Below are 21,846 nucleotides of genomic sequence, written 5' to 3'. Positions count from 1 at the left end.
GGACTTCCCTCCTCACTGCAAACCCAAAAATCTCTGTATAATGTAAAGTTTTATTACAATACAATAAATTATATTGCAAAAGTACCGCTTAAGAGAGATGATATCTGTCTTAGAACCCGCTGCAAAGAAACGTGCAATTTGGGTTTCCTCACCGTGAGAAAAACACTGTGAGAAAAACAACGGATTTAACTATTTGTGCAGACCAGCTTTAGCTAAAGCTGGTCGTTTCTGTTGAAATTATCTGCGCTGCATCTGCCTGGAAAAAGCGGTTGACCGATTAATCAAAGATTCACGAAATAAATCTAATTTTCTCTGATTTCAGGCTCACCGCAATCAAAGGTGCGCCGGCGCACCCTACACAGACAACTCCTAGAAAGTAAACGTCGTTCTGATTACTCCAATCACCAAATCTGAATTATCATTATTGTGATCCGGAGCAGTCAGCCAAATCAAACCAGGAGTGACCGAAATATTGTCGCTCAAATTAAACTGATAGAAACCTTCAATGTGCAGCGAAGTATCCTTATCTTCCGGCAAACTCCGATTAGTAGAACTCGTCACCCGCGGCTCCATACCTACCAGAATTCCCGCCACATTTCCTTCTTTCAACAAATCGGGAAAAGCCAAAGTAGCCGCCCAGTTCCAGATTTTTTGGTCTCCCCGCTGCACAGAACCGGTAGGAGTCGCCAAGTTCGACAAAATGCGCTGGTTTGTGTAACCCGCCCAACCGCCAAGAGCAATTCGGCGACCCAGTTTCAACGAAGCTTGCGCGCCGTAGGAATTGCTAGAAACCGGCAGATTGCTATCGCTGTCGAGCCCGAAGGAACCGAGACGAGCAGGGAAATTAGAAGCATTGCTGCCGGTACCGGTCACGAAGTTGTAGGAATTAACGTAAGTTAAACCCACAGCAAAGCTTTCGCTCGGCGTGAAAGTCAACTGAGCTAAAGCGCCGTAGGAACCGTTGAACAAACCGCTACCCCGCGCCGGGTTCGCAGCGTCGCCGGCCAAATATCCCAAACTAAGTTCGAGTTTGTCCCCAAACTGATGCCGCAAACCGATGCCAGAACCGCCTGTCAAATAGTAAATCGGGTTGCGAGTACCGAAGTTGGAAAGAGCGCCGCTGCCGCCATCTCCGTCAAAGTAAGGGTTGACTGTGTTGGTAAAATCGTCAGCAGCGCCGGCGTTGGCTTCTAGAATTACAGTAGTGTTTTTGCCTAGGGGAAATTGGTAAAGCAGCGCATCTAAACCAACCGTATTGCTAGCCTCGGCAAAAGGCCCGGCATTAAACCGCAATTCCCCTTCAGCGGTTTTGGTATTGTTAGCAGAAAACGAACCCAAGTTTAAAACTTGCAGTCGAGTTCTCAGCAAATCTTGACCTGAGAAACTCGTATCGAAATTGAGACGCACCCTGCTGCCAAAAGCTGTGGTTCTATCAGCTTCGCGGCCCTCGGCATCATCTCCGGCGGCGATACCGGTCACAGCAAATACCGCTTCGCCGTTGAGTTTAGTGGTAGTCGAAAACTGATTTGCTTCTAATTCAGAAGTCCGCGCTTCCAAAGCATCGACGCGGCCGCGCAAAGTTGCTAATTCTGCTGCAAATTCTTCTTGCAATCTTTGGATAGAAGCCAAATCTTCTTTGGTTGCCAGATTTCCCGTACCGCCTCTAATCAGTTCGCTAACTTTATCCAAACACGCATTTAAACCCGCTGCAAATTCGTAGCGAGTCATCGCCCGGTTGCCGCGGAAAGTGCCGTCAGGATAGCCAGCTATGCACCCGTAGCGCTCTACTAGGGATTGCAGTGCTTGGAATGCCCAATCTGTGGGTCGAACGTCGGAAAGTTGGGAAACTGAGGTTACTTGGCCAGCAGCATTTTCGCTGCTGCCTTCTGTGCTGTATTGGTTGATTTGTTCTAAAACATTTGACTGTGCTTGAGGTTGAGCACTTGGAGGAGTCGATTGGGAAATCTGTTCGGGTTGTGCTGCGGGTTTTTCTGCTGCTGCAACTGCGGTTTGTTCGGCGCTTAATTCTGCTGCTGCAACTGTGTTTTCCGGTGCTTTTGTCTGTTGGGAAACTGGAATTTCTTGTGCTTTTAGATTTTCTTTCTCAATAGTGTCAGCAGTCAAGTTACTAGCTATTGGGGCTGGCTCTGCTGTCTGGGCTGCTGTTTCAGGCTGTGCAGCCGGCTCTGCAGCACCTGGTAGTTGCAATTGATTGGCTCGAGCTGTCTGGAAAGTTTCTACGGGCTGCTCCGCTGCTATAACTGTTGAAGATACGACTAAACTTGCTGCCAGTACAGCGGGACTGACTAAAAGTCCTTTCCACAAAAATTTGGACATTTTTTCCTCACACCACGTTAGTTCGATCGCCCAAATCTGCAGAACGGGCGATCGTAAATCCCCTACAGTATTAGGGTAATAAGATTTCTTGTCAATAAGAAAGGTCATATTTTCCAAACAAGGGAGAGCCAGAGACTAAGACAGAATTTTCTACTGCCAACCGCTTTCCTGCCAACCGCCAACTGTCAAATAAGAGGGCGGGCACTCTTGGCACCGCCCCTACCAACTGCCAACTGCCAACTGCCAACTGCCAACACTCAACTGCTACCGTATCAAGCATTGCGATATCCCAAAATGTGATTGGGTGTGGAGGTTCGGTGAAATCTGCTGTGGAAAAACTCAAATACGCCCTAGTTCACGAATGGTTGACACCCTTAGCTACCGGCGGTTCGGAACTCGTAGTTGCCGAAATTCTTAAATACATAGACGCTGATGTCTATGCTCTGATTGACTTTGAATCGGCCAATCCCGAAAGCTATCTTTTCGGGCGACAGATTGGCACAACATTCTTGCAGCACTTTCCGAAGGCGCGCAGCGGCGTGCAAAAATATTTGCCATTTCTGCCGGTGGCGATCGAGCAACTAGACCTGCGACAATACGACATCATCCTCTCATCATCCCACGCCGTCGCCAAAGGCATCCTCACCAGCCCAGGGCAACTGCACGTCTGCTACTGCCATACACCCATGCGCTACGCTTGGGACTTAACTTTTGACTATTTACGCAGCAGCAAAGCCGGACGGGGCATTCCGGGCTTGCTGACGCGATATTTGTTGCACCGACTCCGGCAGTGGGATGTAATTTCTGCCAACCGCGTCGATTATTTCATCGCCAACTCCCAACACACCGCGCGCCGAATTTGGCGGTGTTATCGGCGACGCGCCGAGGTGATTTATCCGCCGGTAAATATCCAGCGATTTTCCTTGATGCCGGAAAAACAAGACTTTTATGTGACAGTGTGCCGATTGGTAAGCTACAAAAACGTAAGTGCGATCGTCCAAGCATTCAATCAACTCGGTCGAACTCTAATTGTCATCGGTACCGGGCCAGAATTAGAAATGATTCGGCAAATCGCCAAACCCAACGTGCAACTCCTCGGCTGGCAGCCCGCCGAAGTAGTTGAAAAATACATGGCCGAGGCAAAAGCCTTTGTCTATGCAGCTTGCGAAGATTTTGGCATAGCTTTAGTAGAAGCTCAAGCTTGCGGGACACCAGTCATTGCCCTAGCAGCCGGCGGTGCTTTGGAGACAGTGCTCGACATTCGCCAACACCCAGAAACTGGGACAGGTTTATTTTTTTCCTCGCAAACCGCAGCAGCATTAGTCGAAGCAGTCGGGGAATTTGAGCAGTTGCAAGGCAAATTTCAGCCGGAAACGGGACGGTTGCGCGCATCCGGGTTTGCCCCCGAAGTCTTTGAGCGGCGCTATCTCGCTTTTGTGGAACGCTGCTATCAGGAATTTCAATCCCGCGATTTTAGCGAGTTTGAGAGTTGATATCATCTCCGGCTGCGGTGTCTGCTCTCAACTGCCAACCGCTTTCCTGCCAACTGCCAACAGTCAACTGCCAACTGCCAACACTCAACTGCCAACTGCCAACAGACAAGGGCGGGCACTCTTGGCACCGCCCCTACAAACTGCCAACACTCAACTGCCAACTGCCAACAGACAAGGGCGGGCACTCTTGGCACCGCCCCTACAAACTGCCAACACTCAACCGCCAACTGCCAACCGCTTTCCTGCCAACACTCAACTGCCTTCTGCCCCAGAAAATTGAGTATTGGAAACATAATTCAGAGAACAAAGCGTCTTGAGGCTTTATGATCGAGACTGTGTGTGGTGTGAAGTGAAGGAGTAAGATGACTGCCGACAGCCAACTAATCTCCGGTAAGGTAATTCGAGCGATCGCGAGACGCGGTTTTGGGCCTGTCCTCGACGGAGACAGACGCACAACTCGTTCTCTACAGAGCCTCGACGGAGAATTTTTCAAGCGGCTATTTGACATCCTGTTTTCCTTATCGGTTCTGCTCCTGTTTGCTCCGGTTTACCTGCTTTTGGCTTTCTCGATCGCCTTAAGCTCGCCCGGACCTATTTTTTACGTACAGGAACGAGTAGGCAAAAACCGTAAAATGTTTTATTGCCTTAAATTCAGAACGATGGTGGAAAATGCGGACGACATATTGCTAGAAATCATGGAAAGATCTCCGCATTTGCGTCAAGAGTTTGAGGACAATTTCAAGCTGAAACAAGACCCTCGAATTACCTGGATCGGAAGATTTTTACGAATGACCAGTTTAGACGAGTTTCCCCAGTTTTGGAATGTTTTAAAAGGAGATATGAGTGTCGTCGGACCGAGACCTTTAGTTGAAGAAGAACTGCCGAGATACGGCCGTCACATCAACAAAATTCTCACCATCCGACCTGGAATTACAGGTTTGTGGCAAGTGTCCGGCCGCAACGACATTCCCTATCCCCGGCGTGTCCAAATCGACCTCTATTACGCAAATGACAAAAACCTTTGGATGGATATGTGGATTGTTTTCAAAACAATAGGAGTTGTGATTTTCCCCAAAAATAACGGCGCGTATTAATTCTTGTCCGCAGTCAGCAATCGGTAGTTAGTTTTGTTTGTTACTGACGGCTGATGCTGACTACTGACAGCAAGTGGCAAACTCTTTGTCAAAACATTCACAGTTTCTTGATGGCGATCGAAGAATTGTGAGTTAATCTAGAGCTTGAGAATACGATCGGCAGGCCACAACAGCCTCCAGTCAGCAAATCCGAAGTGAATTAACACAGCCTGTCAAAGGAAAATGAGATGACGCAACGCAAGCGAGCGCTAATAACAGGTATTACAGGTCAAGACGGCTCCTACTTGACCGAATTACTTTTAGATCGAGGATATGAAGTTCACGGCATTATCCGGCGGAGTTCTAGTTTCAATACCGATCGCATCGATCACATTTATGTCGATCCTCACAGCGCAGACGCACAGTTATTTCTGCACTACGGCGACTTAACCGACGGCACTACTCTGCGCCGGATCTTAGAAGAAGTTCAGCCGGTAGAAATTTATAACTTAGGCGCTCAATCCCACGTCAGAGTCAGTTTTGACTCGCCGGAATATACGGTTGACACAGTAGGAATGGGAGTATTGCGCCTGCTAGAAGCAATTCGGGACTACCAGCGCCGCACGGGCATAGAAGTGCGGTTTTATCAAGCAGGTTCTTCGGAAATGTTTGGTTTGGTGCAGGAAGTTCCGCAGAAGGAAACAACTCCTTTTTATCCCAGAAGTCCCTACGCCTGCGCTAAAGTTTACGCTCACTGGCAAACAGTAAATTATCGCGAATCTTACGGACTTTTTGCCTGCAACGGCATTTTGTTCAACCACGAATCTCCCCGCCGCGGCGAAACTTTTGTAACTCGCAAAATTACTCGCGCCGTTGCCAGAATTGTCGCCGGCAAGCAGAAAAAGATTTACTTGGGCAATCTCGATTCCAAACGGGACTGGGGCTACGCTAAAGACTACGTGCGGGCGATGTGGCTGATGCTGCAACAAGACAAACCGGACGATTATGTCATTGCTACCAACGAGACCCATTCTATTAAGGAATTTCTCGATTTAGCCTTTAATTACGTCAATTTAGATTGGCAAAAATATGTCGAGTTTGACGAACGCTACTTGCGTCCGGCAGAAGTCGAACTGTTGATTGGCGATTCGACTAAGGCGCGGCAGCAGTTAAATTGGGAACCGTCTGTAACTTTTGAGGAGTTAGTACATTTAATGGTAGATGCTGACATCAAAGCTTTAGAAAAGCAGGAACGAGGTTCTGGTAATGGATTTGATTGATGCGCGAAACTAAGCAGTCACCGCGACTGCTTGACAGCTATTTTCGTTCAACAAAATTGGTAGTTGGGCGATCGCTCGTCCTAGTTGAGTTAATGTAGATCCACTAGGGCGAGTTTGGTTATATTTTTACTGAGCAGGAAAAACAAGCCCGATCGCTCCAAGTTGTGTAGCGGTGGCATTTTTAGACAGAAAATTGTCGATCGACCTTTATTGAAAATCCCCAGGATAAAATTATGACAAGCTTGGATTTAAGCAGCAAGCGCATTCTAGTTACGGGTGGCGCAGGTTTCCTAGGCCGTCAGGTAATCGACCAGTTAGTCAAAACAGGGGCGGATGCTGATAAAATTTCGGTAACGCGATCGATCGACTGCGACCTCCGCGTCATGGAAAACTGCAAGCGCGCCGCCGACCAAAAAGACATCATCATACACCTAGCAGCCCACGTCGGCGGCATCGGTTTAAACCTCATCAAACCGGCAGAACTATTTTATGACAATTTGATGATGGGCGCGCAACTAATCCACGCCGCCTACGAAGCAGGAGTCGAAAAATTCGTCTGCGTCGGTACAATTTGCGCCTATCCCAACTTAACCCCAGTTCCCTTCAAAGAAGACGACCTGTGGAACGGCTATCCCGAAGTAACCAACGCACCTTACGGAATAGCAAAAAAAGCCTTATTAGTGCAACTGCAATCCTACCGCCAGCAGTACGGATTCAACGGTATCTACTTGCTACCAGTCAACCTTTACGGCCCGGAAGATAACTTTGACCCGAAAAGTTCCCACGTCATCCCCGCATTAATTCGCAAAGTCTACGAAGCCCAAGAAAGGGGAGACAAAACACTGCCAGTTTGGGGAGATGGCAGCCCCAGCCGCGAGTTTTTGTATTCCACAGATGCAGCGCGGGGAATTGTGATGGCAACTCAATCTTACAATGAATCCGACCCGGTTAATTTGGGAACAAATAGCGAAGTTAAAATTCGCGATTTAGTGGAAACCATTTGCGAATTGATGGGATTTGAGGGAGAAATTGTTTGGGAAACAGACAAACCGAACGGTCAGCCGCGCCGCTGTTTGGATACCCAAAGGGCTAAGGAAAGGTTTGGTTTTGTGGCTGAGATGGGCTTTAAGGAAGGGTTAAAAAATACGATTGATTGGTATCGAAAACACGCAGTTTGAGTTTATAAAACCCCGGTTTTTTGAATAAACCGGGGCTTTTTTTATAAGATTCGGCGGTTGAAACCGCAGCTATACAAACAATGTCCGCCTCTGCGGACTAAGAATAAGAAATTATACCAATCGATTGCCTCTAGGGTAGAACTCTCCTACAATAAATTACTTGTGGAACACCTTTATTGTAAAATATATTATTTTCGCACAATTTTTATTTTAGAATGGAACTGAACCAGCAGAAAGAACTTTTCAGCAAAGCTTATGTACGTGCCGTTGCAGCCGTGGCAGGTTTCTCGATCGATCTGTTAGAATTAGACTTCGACAGCATCGACCTACAAATCACGGCTGGCAGCGGTGACGGAAGTGTTTATTTTCCAGAGTTGAAGTTACAATTGAAATGTACTTCAAGGGATGTGATGGACGGCGACTACATCCGATATCCGCTCAAACTCAAAAACTACAACGATTTGAGAAGGAATGCCCTAGTACCTCGAATCTTAGTTGTAGTTTTAGTACCAGAAAATCTAGAAGACTGGTTGCAGCAGTCAGAAGCGGAACTGTGCATGAGAAATTGTGCCTACTGGATGTCATTGCGGGGACAGCCAGAAACACAAAATATAGCAAATGTGACTGTTTCTTTACCCCGCAGCCATCAGTTTACAGTAGAAGCTCTTAAGTCAATGATACAGCGCATTAGCGAGGGAAGTTTGCCATGAAAGTAACTGTAAGAGATAGTCACATTCTGAAAACAATTGAGCCAAATGTGTTAGAGAAATACTTACAGATAAATGGCTGGCACAAAGCTCGTCAATTTTATGAGGGATTCATTTGGAGCAAGAAAAATTCTGTGAGTCAGGAGGGGGAAGTATTGGTTTCACCGCACCAAGATTTTGATGATTTTGCAGAGGTGATGTGTCGAAACTTAAAAGCACTAGAAGTGGTTGAAAATCGCTCTCAGCTAGATATTCTCAGCGATTTAATCACTGCTTTACCTAATGTTTCAATTTCAGGATGGATTAATAAAGTACAGGGGGAAGAATCGGCAACCTGCAAAATTACATTAATGGGATTTGTAGTGGGGAAGCTGAGAAAAATTTATCTGGAATTGAGCGGATCTGATTATCAGTTGGCCCTCAAGGCTTATGAAGCGCGATCGCCCGTAACCTGTTTTGGCGATTTAATTAAAGAAAATGACGGTTTCGTGCTAAACAATCCCCGCGATTTTGCTCTGCTGACTGAGGCAGAATTAATCTCATAGTTTGGGAAATCCTGGTTGTGGTACAATCGCAAAAAATATTGTGCCGATCGCATTACAGGAAAACAGGTTGTGCAAACTATAAAATTAGGTGCATCGGGTTCCGATGTTGTTAAACTGCAAAAACGCTTGCTGGAGTTAGGGTTAAATCCAGGAAGTGCAGATGGTAAGTTTGGGCCGAAAACTGAAGCATCCCTCAAACAGTTTCAAAGCAATCAAGGGTTGTTGGCTGACGGAATTGCGGGCCCGAAAACGCTAGCTGCTTTGTTCGCCGGAGAACCTTTGGGGTCGTCACTTTTATCATACAGGGCGATCGGGCTAATTTTAGAATTCGAGGTTGGCGGCGGGCGGGAATACTACGAAAAGCTGTTGCAGCGTCCAACTTGGCCCGAAGGAGCATCAGGAATTACGATCGGCATCGGCTACGATTTAGGTTACAACAGTGTAGAAGTTTTTAACCAAGATTGGCATCAATTAGGAGATGCAGATCGAAAACGTTTGAGTAACTGCTGCGGCTTGAAAGGGGAAGCTGCAAAAAGCCGTTTAGCTAGCGTGCGAGACATTCTTATTTCTTGGGAATTAGCGTGGGAAGTTTTTAATATTGTAACAGTGCCAAAATTTTACAATTTTACTAAAGAAGCATTTCCCGGTTTTGAAGAATTGCCGGCGGATGTTCAAGGCGGATTGGTAAGTTTGGTGTTCAATCGCGGCACGAGTATGGAAGGAAACCGCCGCCGGGAAATGCGTGCAATCCGGGATTTAGTGCAGAAAAAAGATGTGAAGGGCATTGCTGAACAAATCCGGGAAATGAAACGGATTTGGGTTGGTACGAGTATTGCAACAGGTATCAACAGGCGGCGGGATGCGGAAGCGGCTTTAATTGAGGAAAGTGCTTAGATATCCTGTCTTCTGTTATGATAAAGGCGATCGCGCCTCAGTGAAGGAAGGGCGATCGCTCCTCAATTCAAGTCAGGGCGATCGCGCTTGATGTAAGGTGATGGTAAACTGAATTGCAAGTATCCTATATAATTAGTTAATGAGTGGCATTAACCGCGAACTAACACCAGACCCAAGAACCAGTTTATTTGACAAACATCTTCCAGAAACACCACAGGTACAAAGACTGCTGAGAAAAGAAGAAAAAGCTCATGTATTTAATGACAGAGCCACAATGGATTTAGTGATACAAGCTATTATAGATAGAGGAGAGCTTACAGGGATTGAGGATGAAACCGATGACTACGATCGCTACGGGCGATACTTTGATTATCCTATAGGTTATCAAATTAGAGCCGACGGCAGTCGCATTCCGCTGTATTACGCAGAAATTAAAATCATCAAAGGAACTAATAATTACCATGTTATCCCCCGCACAAAACCTCGTCGAACAAATCAATGATTGGGAATTTATCGAGTTGTGGGTAGATCCGATTGTTTTCCCGCCTCGGATTCTGATGTTAGTGGGTGGCAAAAATAGTAAGTGTGGTATTTACGAGCCATCGCCGAATTATAAACTGCTGTTTTTAGGTTCAAGTTACGATGAGGCTCACTCGTGGCTACTGGAAGATGAATATGAGCGAGTTGATGGTAGGCTTTTAGCCTCGGAAATAGTTTGAGACTGTGATATTATAAAGGCGATCGCTCCTCGGTTAAAAAATGGCTATCGCACTCTTTGCTAAGCTACTCCATAGCCGGTATACGGACGCTTGTAAGGTGGATGTAAACCTAAAACTATATCTTCTTTTGGTACTCCCAGATCGACTAATTCCTGTCCGAGATCGGCTTCTGTCATATTGCGTTGAATCCAAATTTTACCATCCTTGATGTCTATGTGAATGAAACAGTTATAAATTTGTTTGTATCCCTCCCAGCCAACATCTAAAATTTGGTAATGATCGTGTTCTGTGTCGAACACGAGCTGACACTCAACATCAAACTCGGAATTATTATCGAGACTGGCATGAGAGGTTAAGAGTTGGCGGATAAATTGGCGATACTGCTCTATTCTTTCCATTCAATGATTACCTCCTGAACAGGATCGTAGACGATTAATTTCACTTGATAATGTCGGATAGCTTCTTGAGTAAATCGTTCTTGAAAGAAGGATTCAAATATATCGATAGGGACTGCCAGATATAGAGTTCTATCTGATTCGCTCATTTGCAATCCTAAGCGGTAGTTCAAAAACTGTCCTAACGCTGAATGAAAGTCTGTAATCGCTGAGGGATTGAGAAAGCTTTTGATTTCAACTGCAATTTTGCGTCCAGCCTTTTGGGCGGCAAAGACTTTCTCTGCTGCTAGATCTATCTCCAGCTTCACCTTATCTATCTTGAGGATCAGCGGATCTGCCGTAACTACCCACTCTTCCTTCAAGAGTGCTTGTTTGACGGCATAATGGAATAGGTCTTTAGCGGCCATCGTTTTTTTTACAGTATATAGCTGTTATTATAATAGCGATCGCTCCTCAATTCAAGTCAGGGCGATCGCATAAGTAGGAAGGTATGGTTAATTCCCTGAAAAGCTGGGGGACTCAATTTAAAATGCCAGCAATAAAGCGCCGATCATTTGTAATATCTGGACGACAGCCTCAATAGACAATCCCAGTGAGCCGGCCAACGAGCCGATCGCTGTCGCTATTTCCGTAACACCGGCACCTGAACTGATTAAAGCTATAAACTGGCTAAAAATTTCAATAACAGCGGGTACGTTAGCAACCAAGCTAAATAAAGCCGCAACAGAAACAGCTCCTATTTTGAGAGCTTCGAGTAGTACCGTTAGCTGCCCGATCGCGTCTGGGCCTTGGGTATGAATATAATCTAAAATTTGTGCGATTGCTGCTACCAGTGCATCCATGTTTCTTTCCTTTTAGTGTTAAATACCTACGAGCGAGCGATACTATTAGTCAATTAGCTGAAAAAGCATTTCAAAAAATAATCGGATTATTTCAAACCAGCTCAAATCATTTCTCATCTTGGTTCCTACATTATTCAGCTTTTCAATATGTTAGATAAAATCAATATTTTAAATAACCAGCCACTCAAAAGTAACATGACTGAAACTGCAAAAGCAGCAGCATTTTCTGGAATTCCTGAAATTTTGTGGCAGCCAGTATAAATCATTAAAATTGTGTAGGTTATAGCCACAACCATAACTATAACAATAATTTCAAGATTCGTTATTCCTAAAAGACTACTCATTAATAGCAATAATGACGCAGGAACTAAAGCGACACCAGCAATGAATATATCCCCTTGAAAACTGCCATATCCACGAAATAGTTTGCGCGTCAAAAAACTAGCCCCTGCTATACTCAAAAAATTAGCAGCGCTGGCAAGTATCAAATTAAATAATGAACTATTTCCTGAGTTTTGTGGTAAAAATTTTTGGCACGCGAATACAAAGCAAACTACATATGCTATTCCAAAAGCAATTCCCACTCCTAAAGCACGTTCCTTGCCTAACCCTTGAAAAAAAACTGGAAGACCGCCAACAGGATTAATTAGAAAAATTTTTAATCCTTGAATAGCGTCACTAAGAGTTGATTTAACTTTGCTTGCGACTTCAGTAGCCACTTCATTTTGATTTTCTTTTTCGTTCATGATTAATTGCTCCCAAAAGTATTATTTGTTTTTGTAAAACCATGATAAATATTTGTGACTCTTACATCAATACGATGCAAGAGTCACAAATATTTATTAGCTTTAACCAGTAATTTTTCTCACAATTCTTCTATGCTTATCAATGACATCAGCAACCTCTTTTACCGTCTCCTTTTGTTCTTGCGACAGCGGGCATTTCAGCTTTTGTTCTTTTTTGGGTTCGTTAGCCATGAGCTTATATTTTAATGTTTTGGTACAGCTTGCAATTAGTGACGGATAGCTTGTATTTGAAAATTACCATCGTACCCATAATGAAGTCAAGTCATAAAATATCATAAAATGTAAGCAATTTTTGAAGCCTCTTTGTCAGAAACAAGTCATATTTTGCGCTCTAAATCACAAAAAGTCAGAAAAAGTCTGATAAAATAAGTAAAACCACTACACCAACTCGACCGATGGACGTTCAAGAAGTCTTGAGATTTGCCGACGAAATGGTTTTCGCCAAAACAGGAGAACACTTCGACGATCTGCAAAAAGCTATCCTGCTGGGTGTATGGGAAGGTCAAAAATACTCTCAAATAGCAGAAACATCATATTGTAGCGAAGGTCACATCAGAAATATCGCCTCAAAATTATGGAAACTTTTATCAAATGTATTAGATGAAGAAGTAACTCAATCGAATTTACGATCGGCACTTGAGAGACGACAATTATTCATCGTATCATCAAATTTTGGCAATGATTTTTTACACATTGGTAACGTCAATGTTTGTACAGATACCCAAGCTTCAGAAGTTCCAAAAACCCGATCGCCCTCAACCCCCACCCCAGAAACCTCCGAGCCCCAAACCAGACTAGACTTAGCAGACGCACCTCACATTTCATTGTTGTCCGATCGCACATCCGAACTCGCCACCCTCGAAAAATCCATCGTCCAAGAAAAGTGCAACCTCGCAGCAATATTAGGAATCAGCGGCATTGGCAAAACCGCACTTTCCCTCCACCTCACCCGACAAATTCAACATAACTTTGAATGCGTCATCTGGCGAAGTCTCCGCCACTCCCCACCCTTAGAAACCACCCTAAAAAATCTCATTCAATTTATCGCCAATCAATACCCCCCCAACCCCCCCTTGCCAAGGGGGGGCGAAGAGGGGGTTTTACCTACCAGCATTCCCGATCGACTTTCCCTGTTAATGGAATATCTGCGAAAAAACCGCTGTCTCATTATCCTTGACGACGTGCAAGCCATTCTCAGCAGCGGACAACTAGCAGGAAATTACCGCCCCAAATGCGAAAATTACAGCATCCTATTCAGACAAATCGGAGAAACAACCCACAACAGTTGTTTAATCCTCAACAGTTGGGAACCACCCAGAGAAATTAGTGCCTTAAAAGGTGAAAATTTACCAGTTCGCACCTTACAACTCAAAGGCATAGGTACAGCCGCTACCGAAATTTTCCAACAAAAAAGATTACTCAATCCCGAAACATGGGAAAACCTAATTAACGCCTATCAAGGCAATCCATTGTGGTTGAAAATAGTCGCCACCACCATTCAAGAAATATTCCGAGGTAGGGTTGCAGAATTTTTGAAATATGATATGCTATTCTTGGGGGAAGAATTGGCAGCAACATTGCACACGCAGATAAATCGGTTGTCAGAATTAGAGAAAAAGCTAATCTCCCAGCTCAGCCGCGAAGCTAATCCAGTTTCAGTAGAGCAATTGTTAAAAGATGCTGAATTGTCGCCCTCGGAGTTATTCAACGGGCTGCAATCTTTGGGGAGGCGATCGTTAGTTGAAATAGAAGAACAGGAGAATGAAACGCTATTCAGTGTTTGTCCTGTTGTGAGACAATATGTGATATCAAATCCAGTTAATTAGCAACGATATCTGTAGGTAAACGGCAATGCCCATCGGTGTCAAATTAAGCCTGAAAGCCGTGGTATCTCTCGTTCATAGCCAAGTCTAGATCCCCCTAAATCCCCCTTAAGAAGGGGGACTTTGAGAAAATTTCTTGTCCCCCCCTTATTAAGGGGGATTAGGGGGGATCGAAGCTTCGATACAAACAAGAGAGACTCTCTTGTTTGACGTTAAGTTGACACCAATGGGCAATGCCGTTTCCCTACCATTTTGAGGACACGGCAATGCCGTTTTCCTACCCGCAGGCGATGATTTAATATGAAATATGAATACTCCTGAACCTTCATTAACTAAAACAAAATTAAGAAAATCGCTCCTCAACACCCGCAAATCCCTATCAGCACAAGAGTGGAGAGAAAAGAGCGAAATCCTCTGCAATCACCTGCAAAACTCGCCCCAATTCGCCCAAGCAAAAACCGTTCTCGCTTACTTCAGTTTTCGCCAAGAACCAGATTTAAGTCCCCTATTTACATCTTCTGTGGAGCAGGCATCTTGCCTGCTCAATTCTGGAGACAGGCAAGATGCCTGTCCCACAAATGCCCTTCCCACCCCTCAAAAATGGGGATTTCCCCGCTGTGTCAGGAAAGAGCTATCATGGCACATCTGGCAGCCCGGAGACGCTTTACATACTGGAGCTTACGGCATTCTAGAACCGCTGCCTGATGCTCCAAAAATAGATTGTTCAGAAGTAGATTTAATCCTCGTACCGGCTGTGGGTTGCGATGTTCGCGGCTATCGTTTGGGCTACGGCGGCGGCTATTACGATCGAATGCTGAGTTTACCAGAGTGGCGAGCGAAAATGACGATCGCCACAATCTTTGAATTTGCCTTGCTAACCCAGCTACCGGTTGACTCCTGGGACAAACCGCTGCACGGAATTTGCACCGAAAGCGGGTTAAAAATGATACAGCAAAAATCCCAAAGGTCGATCGAGCAATAAAATTCCACTAATTATGCTTAGATCCATGTTTATATGTATCCTACTGAAAGTCCTATTTAATCTAAAATCTAAAATCTAAAATACTATGGCCCAGCGCTACGTTCGAGTTAAAACAACACAAGGACACATCCATTACGGTTTGCTGCAACTGAGCCACAGCGTTCAAGTATTTGATGCACCTCCCTGGTTACAAGGACAACCCACAAATTTGGAACTCCAACCAGATACTTACCAAATTCTCGCCCCGTGCTCTCCCTCAAAAATTGTAGCCGTCGGCAAAAATTATGTCGATCACGCGGCAGAAATGGGAACCCCAGTACCCGAAGAGCCCCTGCTATTTTTTAAGCCGCCCAGCGCTATCATCCCCGCAGGTGGAGCGATTCGCTATCCGCAGCAATCGGAAAGGGTAGACTACGAAGGAGAATTGGCCTTGGTAATTGGCGAACATTGTAGCAACTGCACTCCCGAACAAGCACACGGCAAGATTTGGGGCTATACCATAGCCAACGACGTGACAGCCCGAGATTTGCAAAAGCGTGACAACCAGTGGGCGAGGGCGAAAGGGTTCGATACATTTTGTCCCTTGGGGCCTTGGATTGTCCCCGAACTGAGTCCGGCTGCACAGTTGCAGACTTTTGTCAATGGGAGCGATCGGCCGATACAGTCATCCCCGATCGATCGCATGGTATTTTCCCCAGACTTTTTAGTCTCATACATCAGTCAAATTATGACTTTAATTCCCGGCGATGTGATACTGACAGGAACGCCACAAGGGGTAGGGCCGCTACAAATAGGCGATCGAGTCCGCATTGAGATAGAAGGTATTGGCAGTCTTGAAAATATCGTAGTTATTGGTTATTAGTTATTGGTTATTGGTTATTGGTTATTAGGTTTGATCCGAATAAATAACAAATAACAACCAACAAATAACAACCAACAAATAACAACCAACAAATAACCAATAACTACTGACTAACGAACCTGCATATAAACAGCATCCGAAAGCGGAGGAATCTCTGCATAGCGTCCCAATGCCGACTGTACGACTGCATAAACAAATGCAGCCAAAGCTCCCAAAAACACCATATTAAACAGAGTTTCCGCAATAAATGCGACTTGCAAGCCTCTAGAAAAAATCGGCAAAATCAAACCGCAGAGCATCAAAACAATGTCTAAAAGAATCGCCTGCATCGCATTAAAACGAATGAAGTGACTGATGTTTTCGTTTCTAACTACTCCTAAATACAGCGCAAAGAAGATAATCAAGCTCGCAAAGGGCAAACGATAAATTTGCATCAAAGGAGCTAGCGGTATCAACAACAGTTGGAGGACAGGAAACTGTGCAAACAGAAACCTGCCAAATCCAAGCCCGTCCATCAGCGGCAGCAAATAAGGCAAACAAGCAAAAATTCGGTCTGGAACAGTCGTAGATCCGCGCCAAGTCATAATGAACTCTCCTGAGTCGATCGATTAACTATCAATTCCCGTTACACTCAGCATAACGCAGCAGGGTTTGTGTTCCGACTCGCCCGGAATTTTCCCACACTCAGAGCCGACTAGATTCAGGGGTACTTAGATCGAGTCGGGTTCAATAGTCACGATGCACCATGCCCGATGCTTTTAGGCCGGATGCCCGATGATTATTTAATATTGGCAATGACGAAGCCCATGAGACACTCGTACCGATCGGGCAAATTTTCCGTAGGTTTAGCAACTGGATGCCCGCAGCGAAGCTCTCCACCGCTCCAGCGCGGTTGGCCCGTGCGATCGGCGAGCACACAACCTTGGCAAACACACTGAGGGGCAAGCATCTGATTTTCCATTAGAATAACTAACATTTGATACCTCCGGCAGGTTTCACACCAGTAATTTCATTGTATGTCAGGAACTTGGGACAAACGGCTTAAGCTGAACACAATGTAATATTTATATCAATCGTGCGAAATCCGTAGTAGGGTAAAAGATCCCCAATTCGCAATCCTAAAATTGTCAAGAGGTTGATTATTGTGACCGACACTAACTTAGACTTGCTTTCCAAAACCGACCCGCAGATTGCCGATTTAATCGGGCAAGAACTCCAGCGGCAGCGAGACCACCTAGAACTGATCGCCAGCGAAAACTTCACCTCCGCCGCAGTAATGGCAGCTCAAGGCTCAGTGCTGACCAATAAATACGCCGAAGGACTGCCAGCCAAACGCTACTACGGCGGCTGCGAATTTATTGACGGCATCGAGCAAATCGCGATCGATCGCGCCAAACAGCTATTTGGAGCAGCCCACGCCAACGTCCAGCCCCACTCCGGCGCTCAAGCCAACTTTGCAGTGTTTTTGAGCTTGCTAGAGCCTGGAGACGGAATTATGGGCATGGATTTGTCCCACGGCGGACACCTGACCCACGGTTCCCCCGTCAACGTATCCGGCAAATGGTTCAAAGCTTTTCACTACGGAGTCAGCCCAGAAACAGAACAGCTCGACTACGACGAAATTTTGGCACTGGCGAAACAAAACCGACCAAAATTGCTGATTTGCGGCTATTCAGCATATTCGCGAATTATCGACTTTGAAAAGTTTAGAGCGATCGCCGACGAAATCGGAGCCTACCTGCTCGCCGACATCGCCCACATCGCCGGGTTAGTCGCCACAGGCCACCACCCAAGCCCCCTCGCCCACTGTCACGCAGTCACCACCACCACTCACAAAACCCTGCGCGGCCCCCGCGGCGGCTTGATTTTGACCAATGACCCCGAACTAGGCAAAAAGTTCGACAAAGCAGTGTTTCCCGGCACTCAGGGCGGCCCTTTGGAACACGTAATTGCGGGCAAAGCAGTAGCTTTCGGCGAAGCATTAAAACCAGAATTTAAAACTTATTCCGGTCAAGTAATAGAAAATGCGCGGGCTTTAGCAGCACAGTTGCAGCAGCGGGGTTTAAAACTCGTTTCCGGCGGCACGGACAATCACTTAATGCTAGTAGATTTGCGATCGGTAAACATGACAGGCAAGCGAGCCGACCAATTAGTTAGCGGTGTGAATATTACTGCTAATAAAAATACCGTGCCTTTCGATCCGGCATCGCCCTTTGTCACCAGCGGTTTGAGACTCGGTTCGCCGGCGATGACAACCAGGGGCATGGGAACTCCGGAATTTACCGAGATTGGTAATATTATTGCCGATCGACTGCTGAATCCTGAAGATGAAAGCGTCACAGCCGATTGTCTGCGGCGAGTAGCTGCACTTTGCGATCGCTTCCCGTTATATCCGCACTTGTTCTTAAAAGTGCCGGCATTAGCTTAATTTTCCTGATCTGCAATGGGGAATTGGTAGTTGGAAGTGTACGGGCAAAAGGGTAAAAGAGCCGGAAAAGATTGAGAGTTGCTGGCGATCGACCACTGTTTTAACGTGCATATATTTGCCGTAGGGGCGGGTTTCACCAGAGATATTTGTCGGTAGCCAAATATCTTTATAAACCCACCCTGAATTCCCGAATGATGAGGGAAATAACTCACAATTCGTCGATCGCAACTCACAACTCTCCGGCTCCCAACCCCCAGTCGCCCTACAAAAGACCTCTCCCATAATTCTTGTCGGGTAGGCATCCTGCCTGCCCTTTACAGGCTTTTATGGAGAGGTCTAAAGATGTTTCCTTGTGTTGACACTCCTCGGCCTTAAGGTACGAGGATTCTTAAGACATTACGGTCTTAATATCCCTATTGCTAGGGTTCCCAGGCTGACTACATTTGCACTTTACGTGCGTAGTCATGTCTCCTCTGTGAATGTTTTGGGCGTAGACTTTCCCCCAGTCCGGAGGTAGGTTTTTAAATCTTGTCTGATCCGTGTAGTATAGCTGGTAAAAGTATAGTCATCTATTACATGACATGGGAGGCCTTCGGTCCCTCCCCCTTCACTTTTACTTTGAGCGGATTGACCCGCCTCGGCTGAGCTACTCAGCTCCCTATCCCATTGCTCAATGCTTTTGGGAGTGCTTTTGCCACGATCGTGTAATACCCATTCACGGAGCGCATTAATTAACAAACCATCTGCGGTTTTGTACAAACCTCTGTGGATGTGTTTGCCAATCGCGTCGCTGCATGAGTGATAGGTGTGGCTCGTAAATAAAGGCCGCGTTGAAAGCGGTTGCTTGGGCAGTCCAAATCCTTCTGCTCAGTCAGCATATACTACTCCTGACTATCTTTGACGAGAAACTTAATGAAGTTTTACAATACCACACAAAGCGCGTGGATATGTTTACCCAAATACATGAGGATTTCTTACTACACACTTTCGGAGAAAAAGCCGTCCTCAAAGGACGGGGTTTTCAACCCAATTTTCTGATAAGCCATCTGAAATGTAGTAGACTCTGCCTGACAGCCTAATTGCCCCGCACTATTTAAAATTGATTTCAGATGCCGTATCAGTATCTGTACCACGTAGTTGCTTTTCTGGTTTCTGCGATCGTCGTCCTCTACAGTACGCCAATAGTCAAAAAAATTGGTCTCAAAAGCGGGCGAGTCGATCGGCCAGACGAGCGAAAAGTCCACAAGCGCCCGATGGTGCGCTTGGGAGGAGTGTCCATCTTTATCGGCACTCTGACTGCCCTATTATTTGTCTGGCTCTCAGGAGGCTTCCTCGATGCTAGCGGACAAATTCTCGATCGCAAAGACGAATACGAAATCTGGGGAGTCACCCTCGGCGGCCTCGGATTCTTCCTCATCGGTTTAGCAGACGATTTATTTTCGCTCTCAGCCATCAAACGCTTGCTCATGCAAATTTGCGTATCCAGCATCGCTTGGTACGCGGGCGTACAAATTGAGTTTCTCACAGTTCCATCCTTGGGACTGACAGATCTTGGCTGGCTGAGTTTGCCAATTACCGTAATTTGGCTCGTCGGTATGGCCAACGCCATCAACTGGATTGACGGTTTGGACGGTTTAGCAGCCGGAGTTTCAGGTATTGCAGCAGTTGTGATGCTGATAGTCAGTCTATCAATGCAGCAACCGGCAGCAGCCCTAATTGCAGCGGCTTTAGCTGGCGGCACTTTGGGATTTCTGCGCTATAACTTCAATCCGGCTCAAATCTTTATGGGAGATGGCGGCGCTTATTTTATCGGTTTCACTCTCGCGGGAGTGGGAGTAATTGGGTTAGTTAAAACTACGGCTATTACCTCTGTGTTGCTGCCATATTTAATTTTAGCTGTACCGATTTTAGATATGTCTGCGGTTATTCTCGATCGGCTCCGCAACGGCAAATCACCGTTTATTGCTGACAAGCGCCACCTCCACCACCGACTTCTGGATGCAGGATTATCCCATAGATTTGCGGTTTTATTTATTTACGCCCTAACACTGTGGGTAGGAAGTTTAGCCCTAGCTTTTTCGGTACCAAGCGGCGTAATTTACGCGATGGGTGCGACAAGTTTGCTGGGATACGCTAGCTGGAAAGTTTGGAGACACGCTCGATAGTCAGCAGTCATTAGTCATTAGTCATTAGTCATTAGTCATTAGTCATTAGTGGTTGACAATACCCAATTCCCAATACCCAATTCCCAATACCCAATTCCCAATACCCAATACCCAATTCCCAATGCCCAATTACCAATTTTCCAATCTAAAATCTAAAATCTAAAATCTAAAATCGAATAATGGTTGCTGAAATTATTTGTGTTGGCACTGAATTGCTTTTAGGAGATATTCTTAATGGCAACGCTCAGTTTTTAGCCAAAGAATTAGCGAATCTAGGAATCCCTCACTACTATCAAACTGTGGTGGGGGACAATCCAGAACGCATCAAACAAGTGTTAGAAATCGCCGTTAACCGATCGCAACTTTTACTCTTTACAGGAGGCCTCGGCCCGACACCAGACGACCTCACCGTCGAAACAATCGCCGATTTCTTTGGCGTTCCCTTAATCGAAAAACCGGAAATTATCGCCGATATCGAACAAAAATTTGCCCTGCGCGGACGCACTATGAGTCCTAGCAACCGCAAACAAGCTTTAATTCCAGAAACGGCGGACATTCTGCCGAACCGCAGCGGTTCTGCACCGGGCATTATTTGGCAGCCAATTCCCAAGGTAACAGTGATGACATTTCCCGGCGTACCGGCGGAAATGCACTTGATGTGGCGAGAAACTGCCGTTCCTTACCTGAAAAATGGCGGTTGGTGCAGCGCAACTATTTTCAGCCGCACGTTGAAATTTTGGGGAATTGCTGAGTCGGCGCTGGCGGAAAAAGTAGAATCTTTTCTGAATTTAACTAATCCTACTGTGGCTCCCTACGCCAATCACGGTCAAGTCAAATTGCGGATTTCTGCCTGCGCTGACTCGGAAGTGGCTGCGAAAAAGTTAATTGAGCCGATCGAACAACAATTGCTGCAGATTACTGGCCTAGACTGTTACGGTGCCGATACCGATACCCTCCCTTCGACAGTAGGCAAATTGCTGCTGTTGGCCGGAGAAACTCTGAGTGTGGCTGAATCCTGCACGGGAGGAGGGTTAGGGGCGATGCTGACTGCTGTTCCCGGCAGTTCGAGCTATTTTTGGGGCGGGATTATTTCTTATGACAATCGGGTTAAGGAATCATTATTAGGTGTTAATTCCCAAGATTTAGCCGAATTCGGCGCAGTCAGCCAGCAAGTAGCGAAACAAATGGCGGCGGGAGTGCGCGCGAGGCTCAATACGAGTTGGGGATTGAGCATTACAGGTATCGCCGGGCCAGGAGGCGGTACAGACGCTAAACCTGTGGGACTGGTTTATGTCGGTTTAGCCGGCCCCGACGGCG

Annotated in this window: 26 protein-coding genes; 16 read left to right on the top strand and 10 right to left on the bottom strand. The window is 46.0% G+C overall.

Annotated features, from left to right (window positions below; genetic code table 11):
• Positions 1-369 precede the first annotated feature (369 nt).
• Both WBA89_RS13155 and WBA89_RS13150 read right to left on the bottom strand, forming a co-directional pair.
• A complete protein-coding gene (locus WBA89_RS13155; protein WP_424407051.1) occupies positions 370-2,337 on the bottom strand; it encodes an iron uptake porin in 1,968 nt (655 codons plus the stop codon).
• Positions 2,338-2,428: 91 nt separating this feature from the next.
• Entirely contained in the window at positions 2,429-2,617 is a 189-nt protein-coding gene (locus WBA89_RS13150; RefSeq protein ID WP_424407039.1) for a hypothetical protein, read from the bottom strand.
• Positions 2,618-2,666: 49 nt separating this feature from the next.
• Here WBA89_RS13150 and WBA89_RS13145 point away from each other — a divergent pair, with 49 nt between their 5' ends.
• The 10 genes from WBA89_RS13145 (at position 2,667) to WBA89_RS13100 (ending at position 10,226) form a co-directional block, all read left to right on the top strand.
• A complete protein-coding gene (locus WBA89_RS13145; protein WP_424407037.1) occupies positions 2,667-3,830 on the top strand; it encodes a glycosyltransferase in 1,164 nt (387 codons plus the stop codon).
• Entirely contained in the window at positions 3,820-4,110 is a 291-nt protein-coding gene (locus WBA89_RS13140; RefSeq protein ID WP_424407035.1) for a hypothetical protein, read from the top strand. Before WBA89_RS13145 ends, WBA89_RS13140 begins: the two co-directional genes overlap by 11 nt.
• Positions 4,111-4,192: 82 nt before the next feature.
• On the top strand, positions 4,193-4,924 hold the full coding sequence (locus tag WBA89_RS13135) for a sugar transferase (RefSeq protein WP_424407033.1): 732 nt from the start codon (positions 4,193-4,195) through the stop codon (positions 4,922-4,924).
• Between the two features lie 227 nt (positions 4,925-5,151).
• Entirely contained in the window at positions 5,152-6,183 is a 1,032-nt protein-coding gene (gmd, locus tag WBA89_RS13130) for a GDP-mannose 4,6-dehydratase (protein ID WP_424407031.1), read from the top strand.
• Positions 6,184-6,416: 233 nt separating this feature from the next.
• Positions 6,417-7,361 (top strand): GDP-L-fucose synthase family protein, encoded by a 945-nt coding sequence (locus tag WBA89_RS13125; RefSeq protein ID WP_424407029.1) that lies wholly within the window; start codon positions 6,417-6,419, stop codon positions 7,359-7,361.
• 215 nt (positions 7,362-7,576) lie between these two features.
• Entirely contained in the window at positions 7,577-8,071 is a 495-nt protein-coding gene (locus WBA89_RS13120; RefSeq protein ID WP_424407027.1) for a DUF4365 domain-containing protein, read from the top strand.
• Positions 8,068-8,613: a hypothetical protein gene (locus WBA89_RS13115; RefSeq protein WP_424407025.1), complete on the top strand. Its 546-nt coding sequence runs from the start codon at positions 8,068-8,070 to the stop codon at positions 8,611-8,613. The genes WBA89_RS13120 and WBA89_RS13115 overlap by 4 nt, the downstream gene beginning before the upstream one ends.
• A gap of 69 nt (positions 8,614-8,682) precedes the next feature.
• Positions 8,683-9,507, top strand: coding sequence for a peptidoglycan-binding protein (locus WBA89_RS13110; protein ID WP_424407023.1), 825 nt, complete (start codon positions 8,683-8,685; stop codon positions 9,505-9,507).
• Positions 9,508-9,646: 139 nt separating this feature from the next.
• Positions 9,647-10,009 (top strand): DUF6972 family protein, encoded by a 363-nt coding sequence (locus WBA89_RS13105; RefSeq protein WP_424407021.1) that lies wholly within the window; start codon positions 9,647-9,649, stop codon positions 10,007-10,009.
• Positions 9,969-10,226, top strand: a complete 258-nt coding sequence (locus WBA89_RS13100; RefSeq protein ID WP_377480521.1) for a hypothetical protein — start codon at positions 9,969-9,971, stop codon at positions 10,224-10,226. Before WBA89_RS13105 ends, WBA89_RS13100 begins: the two co-directional genes overlap by 41 nt.
• A 59-nt stretch (positions 10,227-10,285) precedes the next feature.
• Here the strand turns inward: WBA89_RS13100 and WBA89_RS13095 are convergent, their stop codons facing one another.
• The 5 genes from WBA89_RS13095 to WBA89_RS13075 all read right to left on the bottom strand — a co-directional run bounded on the left by WBA89_RS13095 (position 10,286) and on the right by WBA89_RS13075 (position 12,440).
• Entirely contained in the window at positions 10,286-10,624 is a 339-nt protein-coding gene (locus tag WBA89_RS13095) for a XisI protein (RefSeq protein WP_424407019.1), read from the bottom strand.
• Complete coding sequence (locus WBA89_RS13090; protein WP_424407017.1) at positions 10,612-11,028, bottom strand: XisH family protein; 417 nt, start codon at positions 11,026-11,028, stop codon at positions 10,612-10,614. The genes WBA89_RS13095 and WBA89_RS13090 overlap by 13 nt, the downstream gene beginning before the upstream one ends.
• A gap of 117 nt (positions 11,029-11,145) precedes the next feature.
• The gene (locus WBA89_RS13085; protein ID WP_424407015.1) at positions 11,146-11,463 is read right to left on the bottom strand and encodes a hypothetical protein; all 318 of its coding nucleotides are present in this window, start codon (positions 11,461-11,463) and stop codon (positions 11,146-11,148) included.
• A gap of 134 nt (positions 11,464-11,597) precedes the next feature.
• Positions 11,598-12,209 carry a hypothetical protein gene (locus WBA89_RS13080; RefSeq protein WP_424407013.1) on the bottom strand — a complete coding sequence of 204 codons (612 nt, stop codon included), beginning with the start codon at positions 12,207-12,209 and terminating at the stop codon, positions 11,598-11,600.
• Between the two features lie 102 nt (positions 12,210-12,311).
• A complete protein-coding gene (locus WBA89_RS13075; RefSeq protein ID WP_424407011.1) occupies positions 12,312-12,440 on the bottom strand; it encodes a hypothetical protein in 129 nt (42 codons plus the stop codon).
• A gap of 224 nt (positions 12,441-12,664) precedes the next feature.
• Between WBA89_RS13075 and WBA89_RS13070 the strand changes: the two genes are divergently transcribed.
• The 3 genes from WBA89_RS13070 (at position 12,665) to WBA89_RS13060 (ending at position 15,936) form a co-directional block, all read left to right on the top strand.
• Entirely contained in the window at positions 12,665-14,095 is a 1,431-nt protein-coding gene (locus WBA89_RS13070; protein WP_424407009.1) for an NB-ARC domain-containing protein, read from the top strand.
• Positions 14,096-14,399: 304 nt separating this feature from the next.
• Entirely contained in the window at positions 14,400-15,074 is a 675-nt protein-coding gene (locus WBA89_RS13065; protein WP_424407007.1) for a 5-formyltetrahydrofolate cyclo-ligase, read from the top strand.
• Positions 15,075-15,159: 85 nt separating this feature from the next.
• On the top strand, positions 15,160-15,936 hold the full coding sequence (locus tag WBA89_RS13060; protein ID WP_424407005.1) for a fumarylacetoacetate hydrolase family protein: 777 nt from the start codon (positions 15,160-15,162) through the stop codon (positions 15,934-15,936).
• 110 nt (positions 15,937-16,046) lie between these two features.
• On the opposite strand, the gene WBA89_RS13055 is transcribed toward WBA89_RS13060, so the two are convergent.
• Positions 16,047-16,520: a Tic20 family protein gene (locus WBA89_RS13055; protein ID WP_373535708.1), complete on the bottom strand. Its 474-nt coding sequence runs from the start codon at positions 16,518-16,520 to the stop codon at positions 16,047-16,049.
• Positions 16,521-16,714: 194 nt separating this feature from the next.
• Positions 16,715-16,912, bottom strand: a complete 198-nt coding sequence (locus WBA89_RS13050) for a hypothetical protein (RefSeq protein WP_106149203.1) — start codon at positions 16,910-16,912, stop codon at positions 16,715-16,717.
• A gap of 168 nt (positions 16,913-17,080) precedes the next feature.
• On the opposite strand from WBA89_RS13050, the gene glyA reads away from it, so the two are divergent.
• Positions 17,081-18,364 carry a serine hydroxymethyltransferase gene (glyA, locus tag WBA89_RS13045; protein WP_424407003.1) on the top strand — a complete coding sequence of 428 codons (1,284 nt, stop codon included), beginning with the start codon at positions 17,081-17,083 and terminating at the stop codon, positions 18,362-18,364.
• On the opposite strand, the gene WBA89_RS13040 is transcribed toward glyA, so the two are convergent.
• Entirely contained in the window at positions 18,361-18,666 is a 306-nt protein-coding gene (locus tag WBA89_RS13040) for a hypothetical protein (protein ID WP_424407001.1), read from the bottom strand. The two genes, glyA and WBA89_RS13040, sit on opposite strands and share 4 nt — an antisense overlap.
• Before the next feature lie 807 nt (positions 18,667-19,473).
• Here WBA89_RS13040 and WBA89_RS13035 point away from each other — a divergent pair.
• Complete coding sequence (locus WBA89_RS13035) at positions 19,474-20,529, top strand: glycosyltransferase family 4 protein (RefSeq protein WP_424406999.1); 1,056 nt, start codon at positions 19,474-19,476, stop codon at positions 20,527-20,529.
• A 179-nt stretch (positions 20,530-20,708) separates the two neighbouring features.
• Positions 20,709-21,846 (top strand): competence/damage-inducible protein A (locus WBA89_RS13030; protein WP_424406997.1); only part of this gene is annotated, 1,138 nt, incomplete at its 3' end.

Source organism: Microcoleus sp. (genome assembly GCF_049646505.1).
Lineage (GTDB): Bacteria > Cyanobacteriota > Cyanobacteriia > Cyanobacteriales > Microcoleaceae > Microcoleus.
This window is presented reverse-complemented; position numbering and strand designations above follow the sequence as displayed.